16 protein-coding genes and 1 tRNA gene are annotated in these 20,838 nt (G+C 69.9%); 1 reads left to right on the top strand and 16 read right to left on the bottom strand.

Annotated features, from left to right (window positions below; all coding sequences use genetic code 11):
- Positions 1–39 precede the first annotated feature (39 nt).
- Entirely contained in the window at positions 40–783 is a 744-nt protein-coding gene (locus CSC68_RS13430; RefSeq protein ID WP_425501257.1) for a Crp/Fnr family transcriptional regulator, read from the top strand.
- Between the two features lie 22 nt (positions 784–805).
- Here CSC68_RS13430 and cydC read toward each other — a convergent pair whose 3' ends face one another.
- The 16 genes from cydC to nuoI form a co-directional block, all read right to left on the bottom strand.
- Complete coding sequence (gene cydC, locus CSC68_RS13425; protein WP_162204094.1) at positions 806–2,467, bottom strand: thiol reductant ABC exporter subunit CydC; 1,662 nt, start codon at positions 2,465–2,467, stop codon at positions 806–808.
- A complete protein-coding gene (gene cydD / locus CSC68_RS13420) occupies positions 2,464–4,248 on the bottom strand; it encodes a thiol reductant ABC exporter subunit CydD (protein ID WP_162204092.1) in 1,785 nt (594 codons plus the stop codon). Before cydD ends, cydC begins: the two co-directional genes overlap by 4 nt.
- A gap of 114 nt (positions 4,249–4,362) precedes the next feature.
- Positions 4,363–6,468 (bottom strand): polyribonucleotide nucleotidyltransferase, encoded by a 2,106-nt coding sequence (gene pnp, locus CSC68_RS13415; RefSeq protein ID WP_162204090.1) that lies wholly within the window; start codon positions 6,466–6,468, stop codon positions 4,363–4,365.
- 183 nt (positions 6,469–6,651) lie between these two features.
- Positions 6,652–6,912 carry a 30S ribosomal protein S15 gene (gene rpsO, locus CSC68_RS13410; protein WP_162204088.1) on the bottom strand — a complete coding sequence of 87 codons (261 nt, stop codon included), beginning with the start codon at positions 6,910–6,912 and terminating at the stop codon, positions 6,652–6,654.
- Positions 6,913–7,100: 188 nt separating this feature from the next.
- The gene (truB, locus tag CSC68_RS13405) at positions 7,101–8,027 is read right to left on the bottom strand and encodes a tRNA pseudouridine(55) synthase TruB (RefSeq protein WP_162204087.1); all 927 of its coding nucleotides are present in this window, start codon (positions 8,025–8,027) and stop codon (positions 7,101–7,103) included.
- A gap of 91 nt (positions 8,028–8,118) precedes the next feature.
- Positions 8,119–8,481, bottom strand: a complete 363-nt coding sequence (gene rbfA, locus CSC68_RS13400; RefSeq protein ID WP_162204085.1) for a 30S ribosome-binding factor RbfA — start codon at positions 8,479–8,481, stop codon at positions 8,119–8,121.
- 156 nt (positions 8,482–8,637) lie between these two features.
- Complete coding sequence (infB, locus tag CSC68_RS13395; protein WP_162204083.1) at positions 8,638–11,250, bottom strand: translation initiation factor IF-2; 2,613 nt, start codon at positions 11,248–11,250, stop codon at positions 8,638–8,640.
- 133 nt (positions 11,251–11,383) lie between these two features.
- On the bottom strand, positions 11,384–12,895 hold the full coding sequence (gene nusA / locus CSC68_RS13390) for a transcription termination factor NusA (RefSeq protein ID WP_162204082.1): 1,512 nt from the start codon (positions 12,893–12,895) through the stop codon (positions 11,384–11,386).
- A 3-nt stretch (positions 12,896–12,898) separates the two neighbouring features.
- Positions 12,899–13,477: a ribosome maturation factor RimP gene (rimP, locus tag CSC68_RS13385; protein WP_162204080.1), complete on the bottom strand. Its 579-nt coding sequence runs from the start codon at positions 13,475–13,477 to the stop codon at positions 12,899–12,901.
- Positions 13,478–13,695: 218 nt separating this feature from the next.
- Positions 13,696–13,772 (bottom strand) — tRNA-Met (locus tag CSC68_RS13380).
- 253 nt (positions 13,773–14,025) lie between these two features.
- A complete protein-coding gene (nuoN, locus tag CSC68_RS13375) occupies positions 14,026–15,474 on the bottom strand; it encodes an NADH-quinone oxidoreductase subunit NuoN (RefSeq protein ID WP_162204078.1) in 1,449 nt (482 codons plus the stop codon).
- A gap of 13 nt (positions 15,475–15,487) precedes the next feature.
- Complete coding sequence (locus tag CSC68_RS13370) at positions 15,488–16,993, bottom strand: NADH-quinone oxidoreductase subunit M (protein ID WP_162204077.1); 1,506 nt, start codon at positions 16,991–16,993, stop codon at positions 15,488–15,490.
- Positions 16,994–17,017: 24 nt separating this feature from the next.
- Positions 17,018–19,165 (bottom strand): NADH-quinone oxidoreductase subunit L, encoded by a 2,148-nt coding sequence (gene nuoL, locus CSC68_RS13365; RefSeq protein WP_162204075.1) that lies wholly within the window; start codon positions 19,163–19,165, stop codon positions 17,018–17,020.
- 223 nt (positions 19,166–19,388) lie between these two features.
- Complete coding sequence (gene nuoK, locus CSC68_RS13360) at positions 19,389–19,694, bottom strand: NADH-quinone oxidoreductase subunit NuoK (protein ID WP_162204074.1); 306 nt, start codon at positions 19,692–19,694, stop codon at positions 19,389–19,391.
- A complete protein-coding gene (locus CSC68_RS13355) occupies positions 19,691–20,338 on the bottom strand; it encodes an NADH-quinone oxidoreductase subunit J (RefSeq protein ID WP_162204072.1) in 648 nt (215 codons plus the stop codon). The genes nuoK and CSC68_RS13355 overlap by 4 nt, the downstream gene beginning before the upstream one ends.
- 7 nt (positions 20,339–20,345) lie before the next feature.
- The gene (gene nuoI / locus CSC68_RS13350; RefSeq protein WP_162204071.1) at positions 20,346–20,834 is read right to left on the bottom strand and encodes an NADH-quinone oxidoreductase subunit NuoI; all 489 of its coding nucleotides are present in this window, start codon (positions 20,832–20,834) and stop codon (positions 20,346–20,348) included.
- Between the last annotated feature and the right edge of the window lie 4 nt (positions 20,835–20,838).

Genomic DNA, 20,838 nt, shown 5'->3' with positions numbered 1-20,838 from the left:
AGGGGTACAATACGCAGCATCCTGCTCAGTGTGCCCGACATGGCTTGGCCCCCGTTCGACAGTCCCTGCCTGACCCCGCCGCCCGACGAGGCAGGACCGCTGGGGCCCTGTGCACACTGCCAGGTGCGCCATCTGGCCGTCTGCTCGGTGCTGAGCCACGAGGAAATGCACGCCCTGGATGCCGAGGCCAGCAGCCAGCTGCTGGGCCCCGGCGCGGTGCTGGCCCGCCAGGGTGACCCGCGCAGGCACGTCTTCACGGTGGTCCGCGGCGCCCTGCGCATGGTGCGCCTGGCCGCCGACGGCCGCCGCCAGGTGGCCGGCTTCGCCCTGCCGGGCGACTTCGTCGGCCTGAGCGGCTCGCCCAACTACAGCCACGACGTCGAGGCACTGGGCGAAACCGAGCTGTGCCGGTTCGGCATCGATGCCATGCAGCGCCTGGGCGCGCGCTACCCGCAGCTGCGCGACAAGCTGCTGGAACGCGCCTGCGTGGAACTGGACTCGGCCCGCGACCAGATGATGGCCCTGGCGCGCATGAACCCGATCGAGCGCATGGCCGACTTCCTGCTGAAGCTGTCCGCGCGCGAGGCCCGCGCCGGAAACCCGGGGCCGACGGTGGCGCTGCCGATGCCGCGCGCCGATATCGCCGACCACCTGGGCCTCACGGTGGAGACCGTCAGCCGCTGCCTCAGCACCCTGCGCGGCAAGGGCCTGATCGCGGTGCCGGAAACCTACCGAATCGAGATCCTGGACTTCGCCGGGCTCGAGACCCTGCGCGCGGCCTGAGCCGGCCGGCGCGGCGCCGCAGTCAGCCTTCCCGCAACCGCCCCTGCTCCAGCCGCAGTCGCCGCCATGGCAGCGTGGCCGGCACGGGAGCGTGCGATACCAGCAGCAGGCCGCGCGCGCCCAGCGCCTGTTCCAGGTCCAGCAGCAGGGCCTCGGCGGCGTCCACGTCCAGGCCCTCGACCGGCTCGTCCAGCAGCACCAGCGGCGCCGGCCGCAGCAGTGCCCGCGCCAGCGCCAGCCTGCGTGCCTCGCCTGCGGACAGCAGCGCCCCGCCCTCGCCCACCTCGCAGTCCAGGCCGCCCGCGGCACGCACCCGCGCATCCAGGCGCATGGCCTCCAGCACAGCCCACAGGGCCTGGTCGCCGGCGCGCGGGTCGCCCATCGCCAGGTTGGCGCGGACGCTGCCTGCGAACACGGGCGCGTCCTGCGGCAGCCAGGCCAGGCGCGAGTGCCAGCACGCCTGGCCAAGGCGGCGCAGGTCGATGCCGGCCCAGGCGACCCTGCCGGCCTGCGGGTCGAGGATGCGCAGCACCAGCGCCAGCAGGGTGCTCTTGCCGCTGCCGCTGTCGCCGGCCACGACCACGCGCGCGCCCGGCTCCAGGCGCAGGCTTGCGTCCCGCAGCAGCGGCCGCCCTCCGGGATGGGCGAAACGCACGCCCTCCAGCTCCAGCGCCCCCTGGTCCGGCACCGGCAGCGGCTGCGGGGGATCGGTTGCCACCGGCGACCGGGCGAGGATCCCGTGCAACCGCCGCTCCGAGGGACGGGCGGCCAGCAGTGCCTGCCAGGCCAGGCCCACGCCGGCCCAGGCCTCCAGCAGGGCCAGGGTCGCGAAGCACAGCGCGGCGGCCGTGGCCGGCGTGATCCGTGCCAGGTGCGCGGCCTGCAGCGAGAGGGCCACCACGGCGACCAGGGCCGCCGCACCGGCAAGGGAAGCTACCAGGGTCGCGAGCGAGCTCCTCCGCAGCCGCTGGCGGCGGCTGCGCGCGACGCGCGCGGCCGCGGCATCCACCCGCGCCGTCCAGGTCGCGCCGGCATCCAGCGCCGCCAGGTCGGCCGCGCCCTCGATGCCCTCGTGCACCCGCACCCGCAGGCGTTCCTGCAGGCGCGCGTCGCGGGACTCGCGCGCCTTCCCCTTCCACAGCACCGGCAGTGCCGCGGCCGGCGCGATGACCGCCATCGCGGCCGCAAGCACCAGTCCAGCCGGCGGCAAGGCCCAGGCCGTCCAGGCCAGCGCCGCCAGCGAGAGCACGGCCAGGGCGAGCAACGGCCCCAGTCCACGCACCAGGCGCGCTTCCACGCGCTCGATATCGTCGAGCAGCCGCGACATCAGCACGCCCGTGCGCGCCCACCCCAGGCGCCCCGGCGCAAGCGGCAGGGCACGCCGGAAGAACCAGGTCCGCACGTCCCGCGCCAGGCGCAGGGTCGCGTCGTGGGCGGCGATCTTCTCGAAATAGCGCGAGGCGATGCGGGCGAAGGTCAGCGCCCGGATGCCCGCCGAGGGCGAAAAGAAGTTGAAGCCGCTGGCCGTGCCGGCCGCCAGCGCGCAGGCGGTGATGAAGCCGCCGGCCACCCCGAGCAGCGCGGTGCCGGCCAGCAGGGTCGCCGCCATCAGCGCCACCACGGCGGCGAACCGCAGGCGCAGGCCGCGCGGGAACGGCCGCGACGGATCGCCCGGCCCGGTCATGGCCGGACCTCCCCTGCAGGCCGCACCTGTCCCGACGGCAGATCCAGCACCCGCCCCGCCCAGCGCATCACCCGCGGGCTGTGCGTCGCCACCAGCACGGCGCAACCTGCTGCATGCCGCGACAGGGCTTCGAGCAGGGCTGCCTCGGTCTGCGGATCGAGGAAGGCGGTGGGCTCGTCGAGCAGGAGCAACCCGGGCCTGCGCAACAGGGCGCGCGCCAGCGCCACGCGCCGGGCTTCGCCGCCGGACAGGCCGAAACCGCGTTCGCCCACGGCAGCATCCAGGCCGCCGGGAAGCTGCCTGGCGAAGCGCATCACCTGCGCGGCTTCGGCCGCCGCGAGCAGGTCGGCTGGCGGACAGTCGCCGGCCAGGCGCAGGTTGTCCGCCAGCGTCCCCTGGAACAGGTGGGGCCTCTGGCCCGCCAGGCCGATGCGCACGCCGCCGGCGACCACGATCTCTCCAGCCAGCGGCGGCACCCAGCCGGCCACGGCCTCCAGCAGCAGGCTCTTGCCGCTGCCGCTGGGCCCGGTCACCGCAAGGCGCTCGCCCGGATGCAGTTCAAGATCCAGTCCCTCCAGCAGCGGCGACGCGCCCGGCGCGGACGCCAGCGACAGCGCCTGCACGCGCAGCACCGGCTGCCCGCGACCTGGCGATGGGCCTGGCATCGGCTGCACCGCATCCGGGATGCCTCGCGCATCGTCCAGCGACCGCGCCTCCGCCCGCGGCGGCGGGGCGTCCGGCGTCCGCTCCGGCAGCAGGCCCAGCACCGATTCGATCCCCGCCGCGGCGGCCAGCGCTGCGGCGCGGTCGTGGTAGCGCGCGCCCAGCCGCCGCATCGGCGCGAAGAACTCCGGCGCCAGCAGCAGGCAGAACAGGCCGGTACCCAGGTCCGGCGCCACGTCCACGGGGAGCATGCCGAGGTAGCCCAGCCCGAAGTACAGCGCCACCAGCGCCACGCTGGCCGATGCGAAGAACTCCAGTACGGCCGCGGACAGGAAGGCGATGCGCAGTACGCGCATGCTGCGTACGCGCAGCCCCTCGGCGGCAAGGGCAATGCCCTCCAGTTCCGCCTCGCCGCGTCCGTACAGCCGGATCAGTCCGAGCCCGCGCAGCCGGTCGGCGAAGCGCCCGCCCATGCGTGCCAGCTCGCCCAGCTGCGCACGGCTGGCCGATTCCGCGCCCCAGCCCACCAGGACCATGGAAACCGGCAGCAGGGGCGCGGCCAGCAGCAGCAGCAGGCCCGGCACGGGATCGGCGAAGAACATCGCCAGCAGCAGCACGGGGGGCACCCAGGCCGTCTCGATCCGGGCGAGCCGGTAGCCGGCGTGGTAGTCGCCGGCCGCTTCGGCATGGGACAGCGGCAGCTCGGCCAGGGCGCCACTGGCGTGCCGGCGCAACCAGCGTGGACCGCCGGCCTGCAGGGCCCGCCACAGGCGCCCGCGGAGTTCCGCGCGCGCCGCCTCGGACACGTCGCCGGCGGCATCGCGGGCGGACCAGGCCAGCAGGGCCCGGGCGGCCAGGCAGCCCCCCAGCACGAGTAGCGGCAGCAGGTGCCCTTCCAACCCGGCGCCGCGTACGAACACCGCATCCAGCAGGGCCGCCAGGGCCCAGGCCTGCGGCACCAGCAGCCATCCCGCGGCGACGCTGGCGGCCACCGTCACGCGCCAGCGCGATGCCGCCGTCCCCGCCAGGCCCGCCAGCCAGCGCTCGCGGCGGCGACGTTCGTCGCGCTCGCGCTGGAGCGCGGCGTCGTTTCCGGCTGGATCGGCGGTCGCGGCCAACGGCGGTCCCTCGCACCGGGGAATGCCGGCAGTCTAGGCAGGATCGCGTGACCACAAACGCAAAGAGCGGGCCGAAGCCCGCTCTTTGCTGGTTCCAGCGTTGGCCGTGGCGGATTACTCCGTCACGCCCTCGCCTTCCTCGACGGCCTTGATCGACAGGCGGATACGGCCCTGCTTGTCGACCTCCAGCACCTTGACCTTGACCACGTCGCCTTCCTTGAGCTTGTCGGAGACCTTCTCCACGCGCTCGCTGGAGATCTGCGAGACGTGGACCAGGCCGTCCTTGCCCGGCAGGATGGTCACGAACGCGCCGAAGTCCATGATCTTGGCGACCTTGCCCTCGTAGATCCGGCCCGGCTCGACGTCCGAGGTGATCTGCTCGATGCGGGCCTTGGCGGCCTGGGCAGCGGCGGCGTTGACCGAAGCGATGACGATGGTGCCGTCGTCCTGGATGTCGATCTGGGTGCCGGTTTCCTTGGTGATGCCCTGGATGGTGGCGCCACCCTTGCCGATCACCTCGCGGATCTTGTCCGGGTGGATCTTGATGGTCAGCAGGCGCGGGGCGTACTCGGACAGCTCCGCACGCGGGGCGGTCAGGGCCTTGGCCATCTCGCCGAGGATGTGCAGTCGGCCGGCCTTCGCCTGCTCCAGCGCCTGCTTCATGATCTCCTCGGTGATGCCCTCGATCTTGATGTCCATCTGCAGGGCGGACACGCCGTCGGCGGTGCCGGCGACCTTGAAGTCCATGTCGCCCAGGTGGTCTTCGTCACCCAGGATGTCGGACAGGACGACGAAGCGGTCGTCTTCCTTCACCAGGCCCATGGCGATGCCCGCCACCGGGGCCTTCACCGGCACGCCGGCATCCATCAGCGCCAGCGAGCTGCCGCAGACCGAGGCCATGGACGAGGAGCCGTTGGACTCGGTGATCTCCGAGACCACGCGCACGGTATACGGGAACTCCTCGATGCTCGGCATCACCGCCAGCACGCCGCGCTTGGCGAGGCGGCCGTGGCCGATCTCGCGGCGCTTCGGCGCGCCGAAGCGGCCGCACTCGCCCACCGAGTACGGGGGGAAGTTGTAGTGGAACAGGAAGTTTTCCTTGTACTCACCGGAGACGGCATCGATGATCTGGCCGTCGCGGGTGGTGCCCAGGGTGGTGACCACGATGGCCTGGGTCTCGCCGCGGGTGAACATCGCCGAGCCGTGGGTACGCGGCAGCACGCCGGTCTTCACGCTGATCGGGCGGACGGTGTCCAGGGCGCGGCCGTCGATGCGGACCTTGGTCTCCAGCACCGAGTCGCGCATGGTGCGGTACTCGAGCTCGCCGAATTCCTTCGACAGCTCGGCCGGGTTCCAGCCCTCCTCGGCGACGCGGCCGGCCAGCTGCTCGGCCACGTCCTTCTTGATCGCGGCGATGGCGTCGCGGCGCTGCAGCTTGTCGCGGATCTGGAAGGCCTCGGCCAGGCGGTTGCCCACGGCTTCCTTCAGCGCCGCGATCAGGGCCTCGTTCTTCGGCGGCGGCGCCCAGTCGCTCGGCTTGGTGCCGGCTTCGACGGTCAGCTCGTTGATCGCGTTGATGACCTTCTGCATCTCGCGATGGCCGAAGGTGACCGCGCCCAGCATCACTTCCTCGGACAGCAGCTGCGCCTCGGACTCGACCATCAGCACGGCGTTGGCGGTACCGGCGACCACCAGCTCCAGCTTGGACTCGGCCAGCTCGGAGGCGGTCGGGTTGAGGATGTACTGGCCATCCTTGTAACCGACCTTGGCGGCGCCGATCGGGCCCTTGAACGGGGTGCCGGCCAGCGACAGGGCGGCCGAGGCACCGATCAGGGCCGGGATGTCGCCGTCGATTTCGGGGTTCAGCGACATCACCGTGGCGATGATCTGGACCTCGTTCTTGTAGTCCTCCGGGAACAGCGGACGGATCGGACGGTCGATCAGGCGCGAAATCAGCGTTTCCTTCTCGGTCGGGCGGCCCTCGCGCTTGAAGAAGCCGCCGGGGATGCGGCCGCCGGCGTAGAACTTCTCCTGGTAGTCCACGGTGAGCGGGAAGAAGTCCTGGCCCTCACGCGCGCTCTTGGCGGCGACGGCGGTGACCAGCAGTACGGTGTCGTCCATCTTGACGATGACGGAGCCACTGGCCTGGCGGGCGACCTCGCCCGTTTCCAGGGTCACGGTGTGCTTGCCGTACTGGAAGGTTTTGGTGATTTTTGCCACGTCGGTTCCTTGGAATCTGCTTGCGATTGACCGGTGACGGCCCTTGCCGGCAACGGGTGGCCGGAAAAGCCCGGCCGCTTGCGGGTGTTGCGCCCCGGTTACCCGGGGAGGAGCGCCGACGATGGATTGCCGGGGCCCAAATGCAAACCGCGGCGCATTTCTGCGCCGCGGCGGGAGGGTACGTCAGCGACGCAGGCCAAGCTTCTCGATCAGGCTCTTGTAGCGCTCGTTGTCCTTGCGCTTGAGGTAGTCGAGCAGGCTGCGGCGGCGGTTGACCAGCTGCAGCAGGCCGCGGCGGCTGTGGTGGTCCTTCTTGTGGACCTTGAAGTGCTCGGTCAGCTGCTCGATGCGGGCGGTCAGGAGGGCGACCTGGACTTCCGGGGAGCCGGTGTCGTTGGTGCCGCGCGCGTTGTCGGCAATGATCTTCTGGGTGTCGATGGACATGGTTTTTCTCTTGGATGCGAGGCTGGCAGGAACGCGCTGGTGCGCACCGCCTGGCCCGCCGCTTGCGGGAAGCCGCCCGTGGAACCGGCGGAAAGGAATGCCTGGGAAAAAGGCGCGCGAATTGTACCCCCCGCTGCCGGGCCGAACAAGGCGATGCGACGGGCGGATGGCGGCGGCCGGCTGCCCGCTCAGGAAGCCGCCGCGTACCTGAACAACCGTTGCGGCGAGAGCCGCCCGTCGGCATCCACCCGCGCCAACCCCAACGCCCGGCCATCGGGTCCGTGCACCGCCACCGGATCGGCGGCCGCCCAGGGGCCGCGCAGGCGCTGGCCCTGGGCCACCCGGGCCGCCTGCGCGGCATCGAGGTCGATACGCGGGAAAGCGGCCAGTCCCGCCTCCAGCGGCAGCAGGCAGGCATCGAGCGCGGCCTCGCCGCCCTCCCCGGCCAGCGCCTGCAACTGTTCGAGGGTGAACATGGCCGGCTTCGTGAAGGGTTCGACCCATAGCCGCCGCAGGCTGGCGATGTGCGCGCCACAACCCAGCGCCTCGCCCAGGTCGCGGGCCAGGCTGCGGATGTAGGTGCCCGAGCCGCAGGTCACGCGGATGTCCAGCCGCGGCGGCGCCAGCGACAGCAGCTCGATGGCATGGACCCGGACCTCGCGCACGGGGGCCTCGATGGCCTCGCCGCGACGTGCGCGGGCATACAGCGGCTCGCCGCCCTGCTTGAGCGCCGAATACACCGGCGCCCGCTGCTGCAGGGTGCCGGTGAAGCCGGCCAGCGCGGACTCGACCGCGGCGCGGTCCAGCGCCGGTAGCGGGCGCTGCAGCAGTACCTGGCCGTCGGCGTCGTCCGTATCGGTGGTGGTGCCGAGCACGATGCCGGCCTCGTACGCCTTGTCCGAACCCAGCAGCAGGCCGGCCAGCTTGGTCGCCTCGCCGAAGCACAGCGGCAACAGGCCGGTGGCCAGCGGATCCAGGCTGCCGGTATGGCCGCCCTTCTCGGCGCGGAACAGGCGACGCGCCGCCTGCAGGGCGGCGTTGGAACTCATGCCCGCGGGCTTGTCCAGCAGCAGGATGCCGTCGAGCGGGCGGAACTTGGTCTTGGGGCGGCTCATCGGATCGGAAACGTCCAGCGGCTGGCAGTGCAGCCCGCAACGGGAATGCCGGCGCCACCGGCATCCCGGGGACGGTCGCCGGCTGGCGGCGTCAGTCGTCCGAAGGGACCGGCGGGTTCTGCTTCAGCAGGGTCTCGATGCGCTCGCCGCGGTCGACCGAATCGTCGTAATGGAAGTGCAGCTCGGGCACGTGGCGCATCTTGATCCGGCGCGCCAGCTCCATGCGCAGCTGGTAGGCCAGCTCCTTGAGCGCCTTGACCGCCTCGGCGGAGCGCTCCGGCATCAGCGCGGTCACGAACACCTTGGCATGGGCCAGGTCGCGGGTGACCTCCACGTCGGACACGCTGACCGACGGCAGCCCGTGCTCGCGCACGGCCTCGTGCACCAGGGTGCCCAGTTCGCGGCGCAGCTGCGCCGAAACGCGGTCGGTTCGATGGAAGGACTTGGTCGGCATCTGCTGGTTCCTTGCCGGGCCCGGCCCGGTCTTGCTCCGCGGGCCCTGCCCGCCACTACGGGCCGCCGGTGGCGGTCCGGAAACGGCGGGACGGCCGCGCGGGCCGTCCCGTCGTCGCGGGCGCCGGCAGGCCCGGGGCCGCCGGCGCCGCGCAGGTCACAGCGTGCGCTGGACCTCGATGCGCTCGAAGCACTCGATCTGATCGCCCGGCTTGACGTCGTTGTACTCCTTCACGCCAATGCCGCACTCGGTGCCGTTGCGCACTTCGTCCACGTTCTCCTTGAAGCGGCGCAGCGATTCCAGCTCGCCCTCGAAGATGACCGTGTTGTCGCGCAGGACTCGGATCGGCTTGTTCCGCTTGACCACGCCCTCGACGACCATGCAGCCGGCGACCGCGCCGAACTTGGAGCTGCGGAAGACCTCGCGCACCTCGGCGGTACCGATGATCTCCTCGCGGATCTCCACGCCCAGCAGGCCCGAAGCCACCTGCTTCACCTGGTCGATCACGTCATAGATGATCGAGAAGTAGCGCAGGTCGACGCCGTTGGCCTCGATGATCTTGCGGGCCGAGGCGTCGGCACGGACGTTGAAGCCGATCACGGTGGCCTTGGTGGTCACGGCGATGTTGGCGTCGGACTCGGTGATGCCGCCCACGCCGGAGCTGATCACGTTGATCCGGATCTCGTCGTTGGACAGCGCGGTGAGCGACTGCTTGAGCGCCTCCACCGAGCCCTGGACGTCGGCCTTGACCAGCAGGTTGAGGACCTGCTGGCCCTCGCCCTTGCCCATCTGGGCCATGATGTCTTCCATGCGGTTGCCCGCGGCCTGGACCAGGCGCGACTCGCGGCGCTTGGCGTCGCGCTGCTGCGCGACGTCCTTGGCCAGGCGCTCGTCCTTGACCACCACGAAGTCGTCGCCGGCGTCCGGCACGCCGGACAGGCCCAGGACCTGCACCGGGATCGAGGGGCCGGCCGAGTTCGGCTGGCCGCCGGTCTCGTCGAACAGGGCGCGGACGCGGCCGTAGTGCACGCCGCAGACCAGGTAGTCGCCCTTCTTGAGCGTGCCCTGCTGGACCAGCACGGTGGCAACCGGGCCGCGGCCCTTGTCCAGCGCCGACTCGATGACCACGCCGCTGGCGGTGCCTTCCGGCACGGCCTTCAGCTCGAGCACCTCGGACTGCAGGATGATCGCGTCGAGCAGGTCGTCCACGCCCAGGCCGGTCTTGGCCGACAGCTCCACCATCTGGGTGTCGCCGCCGAACTCCTCGGCCACGACCTGCTCGTTGAGCAGCTCGCTCTTGACCCGCGACGGGTCGGCGGTGGACTTGTCGATCTTGTTGATCGCCACGATCAGCGGCACGCCGGCCGCCTTCGCGTGCTGGATCGCTTCCTTGGTCTGCGGCATGACGCCGTCGTCGGCCGCCACCACCAGGACCACGATGTCGGTGATCTTGGCGCCGCGGGCACGCATCGAGGTGAACGCGGCGTGGCCCGGGGTATCCAGGAAGCTGATCACGCCCTTGGGCGTTTCGACGTGGTAGGCGCCGATGTGCTGGGTGATGCCGCCGGCCTCGCCGGTGGCGACCTTGGTGCGGCGGATGTAGTCCAGCAGCGAGGTCTTGCCGTGGTCGACGTGGCCCATGATGGTGACCACCGGCGGACGCGGGGCGAGCTCGCCCTGCGCGCGCTCGACGTGCGCCATCAGCTCGGTCTCGGCGTCGTCGCTCGCGGCGCGCACCGGCTTGTGGCCGAGTTCCTCGGTGACCAGCGCGGCGGTGTCGTGGTCGATGGTCTGGGTGATGGTCGCCATCACGCCCATCTTGAACAGTGCCTTGACCACGTCGCCGCCCTTGAGGGCCAGCTTCTGGGCCAGGTCGGCCACGGTGATCGAATCGCCGATGGCGACCTCGCGCACGACCGGCGCGGTCGGGCGCTCGAAACCACCGACGCCACCGTTGCCGCTGCCGCCACGGGATTCCTGGCGACGCTGCGGCTTGCCGCGGCCGCCACCCGGGCGTGCGCTGGAACGGCGCGCGCGGTCGGCGGCGGACAGGTGCAGCTGGCCGGCGAAACGGCCGGCAGCCTCGTCGTCGTCGGAGGCCATGGAGTGCGAACCACGGGCCTTGTGCTTGGAGGCGCCGCGGCCGTCGTCGGCGGCGCGGGCGGCCGGACGCGCCGGGCGCGGGGCGACCGGCCCGGCCGGGGTCTCCGGCTCGGGCTCGCTGGCGCGGGCGGCCTCCTCGGCGGCCTTGCGCTCATCTTCCTGGCGCTTGCGCTCGGCCTCTTCCTCCTGGCGCTTGCGCTCGGCCTCCTCGGCGCGCTGGCGGTCGATCTCGGCCAGGCGCTGCTGCTCGGCCAGGTTGCGCTGGCGGGACTCCTCCAGCTTGCGCAGCACCTCGGCGCGCTCATCGTCCACCGGGCCGGCGGAGGCCTCGGGGGCCGGCGCGTCGGCCTTGTTGATGTAGGTGCGCTTCTGGCGGACCTCGACGGCGACGGTGGTCTTGCTGCGGCCGCCGCCGACGGTCAGTTCCTGCACCTTGCGCCGCGCCAGGGTGATCTTCTTCGGCGCAGCGATCTCCTCGGCCGGAGCCGTCGAGCCCTTGCCGTGGGTGCGGCGCAGGAAGCCGAGGAGCTTGATCTTCTCGGCACTGGTCACGACCTGGTCAGGGCCACTGAACTTCATGCCGGCCTCGGCCAGCTGCTCCAGCAGCTTCTCGACCGGGGTGTTGACCAGCTCGGCGAGCTTGCGAATGGTGGTTTGCTGCGACATTCGGATCCTATGCTCTGTTTGGCGCCCCCTCGCCAGAAAGAGCAAGGGAAACGCGGATTCTAAGCCCTGGCGGGTGCAGGGCGGTGTTCATCGCCGGCTCATGCCCGGCGCTCCGGAGGGGTGCGCATGGCGATCATCCACCACGCTCCAGGCGGGCGATCTCCTCGGCGCGGGCGGCCAGGATCAGCGCCGCGGCGCGGGCCTCGTCCAGGCCCTCGATGCCGAACTCGGCCACTTCGTCGGCGGCCAGGTCGGACAGGTCCTCGGAGGTACGGACGCCATGGGCCGCCAGCGCGAACGCGGTTTCCTCGTCCATGCCTTCCAGCGCCAGCAGGTCCTCGGCCGGGGCGCCCTCGTCTTCCTGCTCCTCGACCGCCAGGGCGTCGTTGAGCAGGGCGTCGCGGGCGCGGGCGCGCAGCTCCTCGACGATGTCCTCGTCGAAGCCCTCCACCGCCAGCAGCTCGCCGACCGGCACGTAGGCGATTTCCTCGACCGTGCTGAAACCCTCGGACACCAGGATGCCGGCGATCTCCTCGTCGACCTCCAGCTTGTCCATGAACAGCTGGCGGGCCACGGCCTGCTCGGCCTCGGACTTGGCCGCGACCTGGTCCTGGGTCATGACGTTGAGCTGCCAGCCAGTCAGGCGGCTGGCCAGGCGCACGTTCTGGCCGCCCTTGCCGATCGCCTGGGCCAGCCGGTCCTCGGCCACGGCCAGGTCCATCGAATGCTTCTCTTCGTCGACGATGATCGACTGCACCTCGGCCGGCGCCATCGCGTTGATGACGAAGTTGGCCGGGTTCTCGTTCCACAGCACGATGTCCACGCGCTCGCCGTTGAGCTCGTTGCTCACCGCCTGCACGCGCGAACCGCGCATGCCGATGCAGGCGCCGATCGGATCGGTGCGGTTGTCGTGGGCGATCACGGCGATCTTGGCGCGGTCGCCCGGGTCGCGTGCGCAGGCCTTGATCTCGACCAGGCCCTGGCCGACTTCCGGCACCTCGAGCTTGAACAGCTCGATCATGAACTCCGGCGCGGCGCGGCTGATGAACAGCTGCGGGCCGCGGGGTTCGCTGCGGACCTCGTACAGGTAGCCGCGCACGCGGTCGCCGGCGCGCAGCACGTCGCGCGGGATGCCCTTGTCCTTCGGGATGAAGGCTTCGGCATTACCGCCCAGGTCCACGTAGATGTTGCCGCGCTCCACGCGCTTGACCACGCCGGTGACCAGCTCGCCCACGCGGTCCTTCCACGCGTCCACGACCTGCTGGCGCTCGGCCTCGCGCACGCGCTGGACGATGACCTGCTTGGCGGCCTGGGCGGCGATCCGGCCGAACTCGGGGTTCTCGATCTGCTCCTCGATGTAGTCGCCGACCTCGACGCCATCGGCCTCGTCCACGGCGTCCATCAGGCGGATCTGCCGGTCGGGCGACTCCATCACGACGTCGTCGGCCACCACTTCCCAGCGGCGGAAGGTCTCGTAGCTGCCGTCCTTGCGGTCGATCGAGACGCGCGTCAGCACGTCCTGGTCGACGTAGCGCTTCTTGGCGGCCGAAGCCAGGGCGGCTTCCAGCGCCTCGAAGATCACCTCGCGCGGCACGCCCTTCTCGTTGGCGACCGCGTCAACTACCAGCAGAAGTTCCTTGCTCATCTTTTACTCCGCGTGCGGCTTGCCGGCCGCCGGCTTGTTGGAGGGTTGCTTGCCCGAATTGCTGCCCTTGCCGGGCTTTTTCCCTGGCGCCAGGCCCAGTGCCTCCCAGTCGGGCACCAGGCGCGCCTTGTCGATATTTTCCAGCGCCACCACGAACTCGGCGTTGTCGAGCGCGAAGGTCACTTCGCCGTTGTCCACGCGCAGGATCCGCCCCTGCAGGCGGCGGCGCCCGTCCTGCGGCAGTTTCAGCCCGACCTTGGCCTGCTCGCCGACGAAGCGCGCGAAATGCGCGGCCGTGAACAGCGGACGGTCCATGCCGGGCGACGACACCTCCAGGGTGTAGTTCCCGGCGATCGGGTCGGCCACGTCGAGCTGGGCCGAGACCTCGCGGCTGACCGCTTCGCAGTCCTCGATGGTCACGGTGCGCCCGGGCTCGCCGCCCTCGCCCGCCGGCACGTCGATGTACAGGCGCAGGGTAGCGCCACCGGGCGCAGGAAGATATTCCACGCCCAGCAGCTCAAGCCCCAGCGACTCGACGGTCGGGGCGAGCAACTGGACGATTTCGCTGGTCTTTTCGCTCATCTTCGGCGGCAACTCCAACGCGGTGTGGCGGGGCGCGGCCTGCCGGCCGCATAAACGACAAGAGGCCCTTGCGGGCCTCTTGTGCTCGAGAGCCCTGTCGGGCTTCTCATCCGATGGTGCTGGAATCGGCGCAACGGCGGGAACATGCGCCGTCGCAAGCCCAGTCTTGAGGATCCCGCAGCCCTGGACGCCCAGGAACACCGCACAACCTCGAAACATGGTAGCGGGGGCAGGATTTGAACCTGCGACCTTCGGGTTATGAGCCCGACGAGCTGCCAGACTGCTCCACCCCGCATCAGAAGCGGAATTATGCCGGTTGTCGCATCGTGATGCAAGACCCTCCGGCATCCTTCCGGGCCTGCCCCGTGCCGGGGGCCTGCCCGCCGAAGCCGCCAGTGGCCGCTCCGGAACGGCGGGAATGATACAGGAATCGACCTGTCGGCTGCACGCCCGGCCGGACCGCGTACCGCGCGACATCGCACCGTCGCGCCGGAAACGCGAAGCCCCCGGCTTGCGGGGGCTTCGCGGATGGCTTCGGTAGGCGACGCTTACATGAAAGCGCGCTGGCACCACACCATGATCGGGTTCCAGGCCAGGCCCAGGGCCAGCAGGCCCAGGGCGTTGACGCCCAGCACCACGCCCAGCACGCGGTCGTTGTGCGGCGCCAGCGGCGCGCCGGCCGGCTCGTCGAAGAACATCACCTTCAGCACGCGCAGGTAGTAGAACGCACCAACCACCGCGGCGATCACGCCCAGCAGCGCCAGCCACAGCATGCCGCCGGACAGCGCCGCGCGCAGGACCGCGAGCTTGGCCCAGAAGCCCAGCAGCGGCGGAACGCCGGCCAGCGAGGCCATCACCACCAGCATCAGCCACGCGATCGCCGGACTGCGGGCGTACAGGCCCTTGAAGTCGTCGATGTTCTCGGCCTCGAAGCCATTGCGCGACAGCGCGATGATCACGCCGAAGGAGGCCGCGGACATGATCGCGTAGCCGATCGCATAGAACAGCGCGGCGGCATAGCCGGACGGATCGCCACCGGCCAGGCCCATCAGCAGGAAGCCGATGTGCGAGACGGTCGAGTACGCCAGCATGCGCTTGATGTTGGTCTGGGCCAGCGCCATCAGGTTGCCGATCACCAGCGACACCGCGGACAGGCCGGCCAGCAGCCACTTCCACTCTTCCGCCAGCGGGCCCACGCCTCCCTCCAGCAGGCGCCAGGCCATGCCGAAGGCGGCCAGCTTGGGCGCGGTGCTGATGAACAGGGCGACCGGGGCGGTGGCGCCCTGGTACACGTCCGGCAGCCACATGTGGAACGGGGCGGCGCCCAGCTTGAAGGCCACGCCGGCGACCATGAAGGCGGTACCAGTCAGCAGCAGCATGCGCTCGTCGCTGCCATCGATGGCGGCGTGGATCGCATCCAGCTGCAGGGTGCCGGTGGCGCCATAGACCAGCGACATGCCGTACAGCAGCAGGCCCGAGGCCAGCGAGCCGAGCACGATGTACTTCATCGCCGCCTCGGTGGCGCGCGGGTTGTCGCGGTCGGCGGCCACCAGCGCGTACGAGCTCAGCGCCAGCAGTTCCAGGCCCAGGTACACCATCACCAGGCTGCCGGCCGAGACCAGCATCATCATGCCGGCGGTCGCGAACAGCACCAGCACCGGCAGCTCGCCCTGGTACAGGTTGCGCTCGCGCAGGTAGCTCCAGCCGTAGATGAGGGTCAGGCCGCTCATCAGCACGATGGCGATCTTCATGACGTCGGCGGCGGTGTCGCGCACGAACATGCCCGACAGGACTTCGCCCTGCCCGCCCACGCCGGTGGCCAGCATCGCCAGCACCACGGCCAGCACCAGCACCGACAGGAAGTGCGTCCACACCTTGTGGCGCGCATTGATGAACCGGTCGACGATCAACAGGGCGAAGGCACCGCCAATCAGCACCAGCTCGGGCAGCAACGGCACCAGCTCGGCGGCGGACGGCATCGCGAGGGACGTGGTCATCTTCGGGGAATCCTTACAGCTTGCTGGTGGCGATCTGGCTCGCCAGGTGCGCGATCGACGGTTCCATCAGGTCGGTCAGCGGCTTGGGCCACAGGCCGAACAGCAGGGTGCCGGCGGCGAACACGCCCAGCACCAGCACTTCGCGTGCGTTGATGTCCTTCAGTTCGGCGACGTGGGCGTTGGCCACCTCGCCGAAGAACACGCGGCGGTACAGCCACAGGGTGTACGCGGCGGCGGTGATCAGGGTGGTCGCCGCCAGCACCGCGATCACCGGGTGCTTCTGGAAGCTGGCCAGCACGACCATGAATTCGCCGACGAAACCGCTGGTGCCCGGCAGGCCCGCGTTGGCCATGAAGAACAGCATCGAGAAGGTGGCGAACCACGGCATCACGTTGGCCACGCCGCCGTAGTCGGCGATGCGGCGGGTGTGCATGCGGTCGTACAGCACGCCGATGCAGGAGAACATCGCGCCGGACACGAAGCCGTGCGAGATCATCTGCACCATCGCGCCCTGCAGGCCCAGGCGGGCGGCATCGACCGAGCCGTAGTCGCGCACCAGGGTGAAGGCGATGAAGCTGCCCAGGGTGACGAAGCCCATGTGCGCGACCGAGGAGTACGCCACCAGCTTCTTCATGTCGTCCTGGACCAGGGCGACCAGGCCGACGTAGATCACCGCGATCAGCGACAGGGCGATGATCAGCCAGGCCCACTCGTGGCCGGCGTCCGGGGTGATCGGCAGGTTGAAGCGCAGGAAGCCGTAGCCACCGATCTTCAGCGCGATCGCCGCCAGGATCACCGAACCGGCGGTCGGCGCCTCCACGTGCGCATCCGGCAGCCAGGTGTGCACCGGGAACATCGGCACCTTCACCGCGAAGGCGACGGCGAAGGCGAAGAAGATCCAGGTCTGCTCCTTCGCGCTCAGCGGCAACGCGTACAGGTCGGCCAGCTGGAAGCTGCCGCCCTTCAGGTACAGGTAGATCAGCGCCACCAGCATCAGCACCGAGCCGAGGAAGGTGTACAGGAAGAACTTCATCGCCGCGTAGATGCGGCGCGGGCCGCCCCAGATGCCGATGATCAGGAACATCGGGATCAGCATGGCCTCGAAGAACACGTAGAACAGGATCGCGTCGGTGGCGGCGAAGATGCCCACCGTCACGCCTTCCAGGATCAGGAACGCGGCCACGTACTGGTTGACCCGCTTCTGGATCGACTCCCACGCGCCGATCAGGGCCAGCGGGGTGACGATGGTCGTCAGCAGGATCAGGGCGACGGCGATGCCGTCGGCTCCCAGGTTGTAGTGGATGTCGTAGGCCGGGATCCAGGCGCGGGTCTCGACGAACTGCAGCCCGGGGGCGGCATAGTCGAACCCGGTCACCAGGCCCACGCTCAGGACCAGGGTCAGCAGGGCCACGCCCAGCGCGGACCAGCGTGCGGCCGCGGGCCGGTCGCCCAGCGCCAGCACCAGCGCGCCACCGATGATCGGCAGCCAGATCAGGACACTCAACAGGTGGTTCGCCACGTCGTGTTCTTCCGTGCAGTCAGTTCATTGCCAGTAACGCATGAGCACGGCCAGCAGTGCGATGAGGCCGATGATCATGGCGAAGGCATAGTGGTAGAGGTAACCGGACTGGGTGCGGCGCAGGAGCGCAGCGGCCAGGCCGATGACGCGGGCGCTGCCGTTGACGAACACGCCGTCCACGATATTGGTGTCGATCCAGCGCGAGATCCGGCCAAGCACCAGGCCGCCGCCGGCGAAGCCCTTGATCCACAGGTGGTCGAAGCCGTACTTCTCCTCCAGCACGCGGACCACCGGGTGCAGCGACTTGCGCAGGCGGCCCGGGACGTCCGGCTTCCACAGGTACAGCACGGCGGCCAGCAGGAAGCCGGCCAGGGTCAGCCAGAACGCCGGCATGAGCATGCCGTGCAGCGCGTAGGCCACCGGGCCGTGCCAGTACTCGCGGCCGACCGCGGCGACGGTGTCGCGCGCCGGATCCAGGAAGTCGATCACGCCGGTGAAGAAGCCCACCGCCTGCCCCGGGACCAGGGCGTCGGCGTGGTGGCCGCGCCAGTCGGTGCCGAACAGCATCGGGCCGATGGTGAAGAAGCCGATCAGGATCGACGGGATCGCCAGCAGGATCAGCGGCACCGTCACCACCCACGGCGACTCGTGCGGCTCGTGCGCGCCGTGGTGGCCATGGTCGTCGTGGCCATGGTCGGCGTGCGCATCGTCGTGCCCGCCCTGGGCCTCGGCATCGGTATGGGCCGCCGCGCCATGGGCATGCTCGTCGTGGTGGGCGACGGCGTTGCGGAAGCGCTCCTCGCCGTGGAAGGCCAGGAACAGCAGGCGGAAGCTGTAGAAGCTGGTCACGATCACGCCACCCAGCACCGCCCAGTAGCCGTAGGTGGCCACCCAGCTGCTGCTCTCGTGGGCGTGGTGAGCCGCGGCCTCGATGATGGTGTCCTTCGAGTAGAAACCCGAGAAGAACGGGGTGCCGACCAGGGCCAGGGTGCCGATCACGCTGGTCCAGTAGGTGATCGGCATGTACTTGCGCAGGCCGCCCATCTTGCGCATGTCCTGCTCGTGGTGCATGCCGATGATCACCGAGCCGGCGGCCAGGAACAGCAGCGCCTTGAAGAAGGCGTGGGTCATCAGGTGGAACACCGCCGCCGAGTAGGCCGACACGCCCAGGGCGACGGTCATGTAGCCCAGCTGGGACAGGGTCGAGTACGCCACCACGCGCTTGATGTCATTCTGCACGATGCCGATCAGGCCGGTGAAGAACGCGGTGGTGGCGCCGATGAACAGGACGAAGTCCAGCGTGGCCTGGGTCAGCTCGAACAGCGGCGACATGCGCGCCACCATGAAGATGCCCGCGGTCACCATGGTCGCGGCGTGGATCAGGGCCGAGATCGGGGTCGGGCCCTCCATCGAGTCGGGCAGCCACACGTGCAGCGGGACCTGGGCGGACTTGCCCATGGCGCCGATGAACAGGCACACGCAGATGATGGTGGCGACCTGCCAGGAGTGGCCCTCGAAGATCTGCACCTCGGCGCCCTGCAGCAACGGCGCGTTGGCGAACACGGTGGCGTAGTCCAGGGTGCCGAACCACAGCAGCACGCCGGCGATGCCCAGCAGGAATCCGAAGTCGCCGACGCGGTTGACGATGAACGCCTTCATGTTGGCGAACACCGCGCTCGGGCGCTTGAACCAGAAGCCGATCAGCAGGTACGACACCAGGCCCACCGCTTCCCAGCCGAAGAACAGCTGCAGGAAGTTGTTGCTCATGACCAGCATGAGCATCGAGAAGGTGAACAGCGAGATGTAGCTGAAGAAGCGTTGGTAGCCCGGGTCCTCGGCCATGTAGCCGATGGTGTAGACATGGACCAGCAGCGACACGAAGGTGACGACCACCATCATCATCGCCGTCAGGCGGTCGATCATGAAGCCGACGTGGGCCGAATACCCGCCGACGTCGAAGAAGGTGTAGACGTTCTCGTTGAACGGCGCGGCGCCGCCGGCGACCAGCTGGTACAGGACCCAGCACGAGAGCGCACAGCTGACCGCCACGCCCAGGATGGTCGCCCACTGCGCGCCCCTGCGGCCGACCTGGCGCCCGAACAGACCCGCGATGATGCTGCCCAGCAACGGGGCCAGGACGATCAGCAGCAGGTGGGTTTTGGAGATGATCATGGTTGCCGTCTAAGTTCCAGTACGTGCCGTTCGTGCCGTGATGCCGGAGGATCCAACCACCGGCCGCGCATGCCGCCACTTCCAATTCCGCCCGGCCGGGGCCGGGTCGGGCGCCGTCGCGGCGGCGCCCTGCGTGTGTTGCCCGCCGCGACGCGGCGTCCCTCTCCGCCCCGGGAGCGGCCAGCCTCGCGGCCCGACCGCATCCGGGACGTGCCCGCGGGCATCAGCCCTTGAGCGAATCCACCTCGCCGACGTTGATGGTGCCGCGGGTACGGAACAGCGCCACCAGGATCGCCAAGCCGATCGCCGCCTCCGCGGCCGCGACCGTCAGGATGAAGAACACGAACAGCTGGCCAGCCGCATCACCCAGCTCGCGCGAGAAGGCGATGAAGTTGATGTTGACCGAAAGCAGCATCAGCTCGATCGACATCAGCAGGACGATGACGTTCTTGCGGTTGAGGAAGATGCCCGCGAGGCTGATGCAGAACAGCACCGCGCCCAGCGCCAGCATGTGTCCAAGGGTGATCATGCCTGGCCCTCCCCTTCGGCCTTCGGTGCAAGCGGCGCGGGCTTCTCGGCCGGCATGGAAACCATGCGCAGGCGGTCGGCCGCCTTGACCCGCGACTGCTCTGCCGCGTTCTGGGTCTTGATGCCGGTGCGCTTGCGCAGGGTGATCATCACCGCCGCGATCACCGCCACGGTCAGGATCACCGCCGCGAACTCGAACGGCAGGATGTACTGCGTGAACAGCGTCTCCGCCAGCCAGCGGGTGTTGGAGGTGTCGGCCGCCAGCGCCGCGGCGTTGTCTGCCGGGAACGGGGTCGCCGTGCGCGACTTGACGCCGATCAGCGTCAGCACCTGCACCAGCATCACCACCGCGACCACCAGGCCTACCGGCAGGAACCTGACCCAGCCCTCGCGGATCGCGGCCACGTCGATGTCCAGCATCATCACCACGAACAGGAACAGCACCATCACCGCGCCGACGTACACCAGGACAAGGGCGACGCCGAGGAACTCGGCGCCGACCAGCAGCCAGGTGCAGGCCACGGAGAAGAAGGTGAGGATCAGGCACAGCACGGCGTTGACCGGGTTGCGCACGCTGATCACGGCGCCGGCCGAGGCGACGGCCACGGCGGCGAAGGCATAGAAGGCGATCTTGATCCAGTCCATCGTGGCCTCAGCGGTAGGCGGCGTCGGCGGCGCGACGCTCGGCGATTTCCGCCTCGAGGCGGTCACCGAGGGCGAGCAGCTGCGGCTTGGTGACGATGTTCTCGCCGCGCTTCTCGAAGTGGTACTCCATCACGTGCGTCTCCACGATCGAATCCACCGGGCAGCTTTCCTCGCAGAAGCCGCAGTAGATGCACTTGAACAGGTCGATGTCGTAGCGCGTGGTGCGGCGGGTGCCGTCCTCGCGCCGCGCGGAGTCGATGGTGATGGCCAGCGCCGGGCACACCGCCTCGCACAGCTTGCACGCGATGCAGCGCTCCTCGCCGTTCGGGTAGCGGCGCAGCGCATGCAGGCCGCGGAAACGCGGCGACTGCGGGAACTTCTCCATCGGGTACATCATCGTGTACTTGGGACGGAACAGGTACCGCAGGGTCAGGCCCAGCCCCTGGATCAGCTCCAGCAGCATCAGGCTCTTGAAATAGTGGACGACTTTGTTCATCGGA

Source organism: Pseudoxanthomonas suwonensis (assembly GCF_010093235.1).
In the GTDB taxonomy this organism is placed as follows: domain Bacteria; phylum Pseudomonadota; class Gammaproteobacteria; order Xanthomonadales; family Xanthomonadaceae; genus Pseudoxanthomonas; species Pseudoxanthomonas suwonensis.
The sequence above is the reverse complement of the archived record's forward strand: the minus strand, read 5'-3'. Positions and strand labels throughout refer to the sequence as shown.

Excerpts from the sequence above, each read along its gene's own strand:
- CSC68_RS13430 (WP_425501257.1), top strand. The coding sequence starts at position 40 with ATGGCTTGGCCCCCGTTCGACAGTCCCTGCCTGACCCCGCCGCCCGAC.
- cydC (WP_162204094.1), bottom strand. The coding sequence starts at position 2,467 with ATGACCGGGCCGGGCGATCCGTCGCGGCCGTTCCCGCGCGGCCTGCGC.
- rpsO (WP_162204088.1), bottom strand. The coding sequence starts at position 6,912 with ATGTCCATCGACACCCAGAAGATCATTGCCGACAACGCGCGCGGCACC.
- truB (WP_162204087.1), bottom strand. The coding sequence starts at position 8,027 with ATGAGCCGCCCCAAGACCAAGTTCCGCCCGCTCGACGGCATCCTGCTG.
- rbfA (WP_162204085.1), bottom strand. The coding sequence starts at position 8,481 with ATGCCGACCAAGTCCTTCCATCGAACCGACCGCGTTTCGGCGCAGCTG.
- infB (WP_162204083.1), bottom strand. The coding sequence starts at position 11,250 with ATGTCGCAGCAAACCACCATTCGCAAGCTCGCCGAGCTGGTCAACACC.
- nusA (WP_162204082.1), bottom strand. The coding sequence starts at position 12,895 with ATGAGCAAGGAACTTCTGCTGGTAGTTGACGCGGTCGCCAACGAGAAG.
- rimP (WP_162204080.1), bottom strand. The coding sequence starts at position 13,477 with ATGAGCGAAAAGACCAGCGAAATCGTCCAGTTGCTCGCCCCGACCGTC.
- nuoN (WP_162204078.1), bottom strand. The coding sequence starts at position 15,474 with ATGACCACGTCCCTCGCGATGCCGTCCGCCGCCGAGCTGGTGCCGTTG.
- nuoL (WP_162204075.1), bottom strand. The coding sequence starts at position 19,165 with ATGATCATCTCCAAAACCCACCTGCTGCTGATCGTCCTGGCCCCGTTG.
- nuoK (WP_162204074.1), bottom strand. The coding sequence starts at position 19,694 with ATGATCACCCTTGGACACATGCTGGCGCTGGGCGCGGTGCTGTTCTGC.
- CSC68_RS13355 (WP_162204072.1), bottom strand. The coding sequence starts at position 20,338 with ATGGACTGGATCAAGATCGCCTTCTATGCCTTCGCCGCCGTGGCCGTC.
- nuoI (WP_162204071.1), bottom strand. The coding sequence starts at position 20,834 with ATGAACAAAGTCGTCCACTATTTCAAGAGCCTGATGCTGCTGGAGCTG.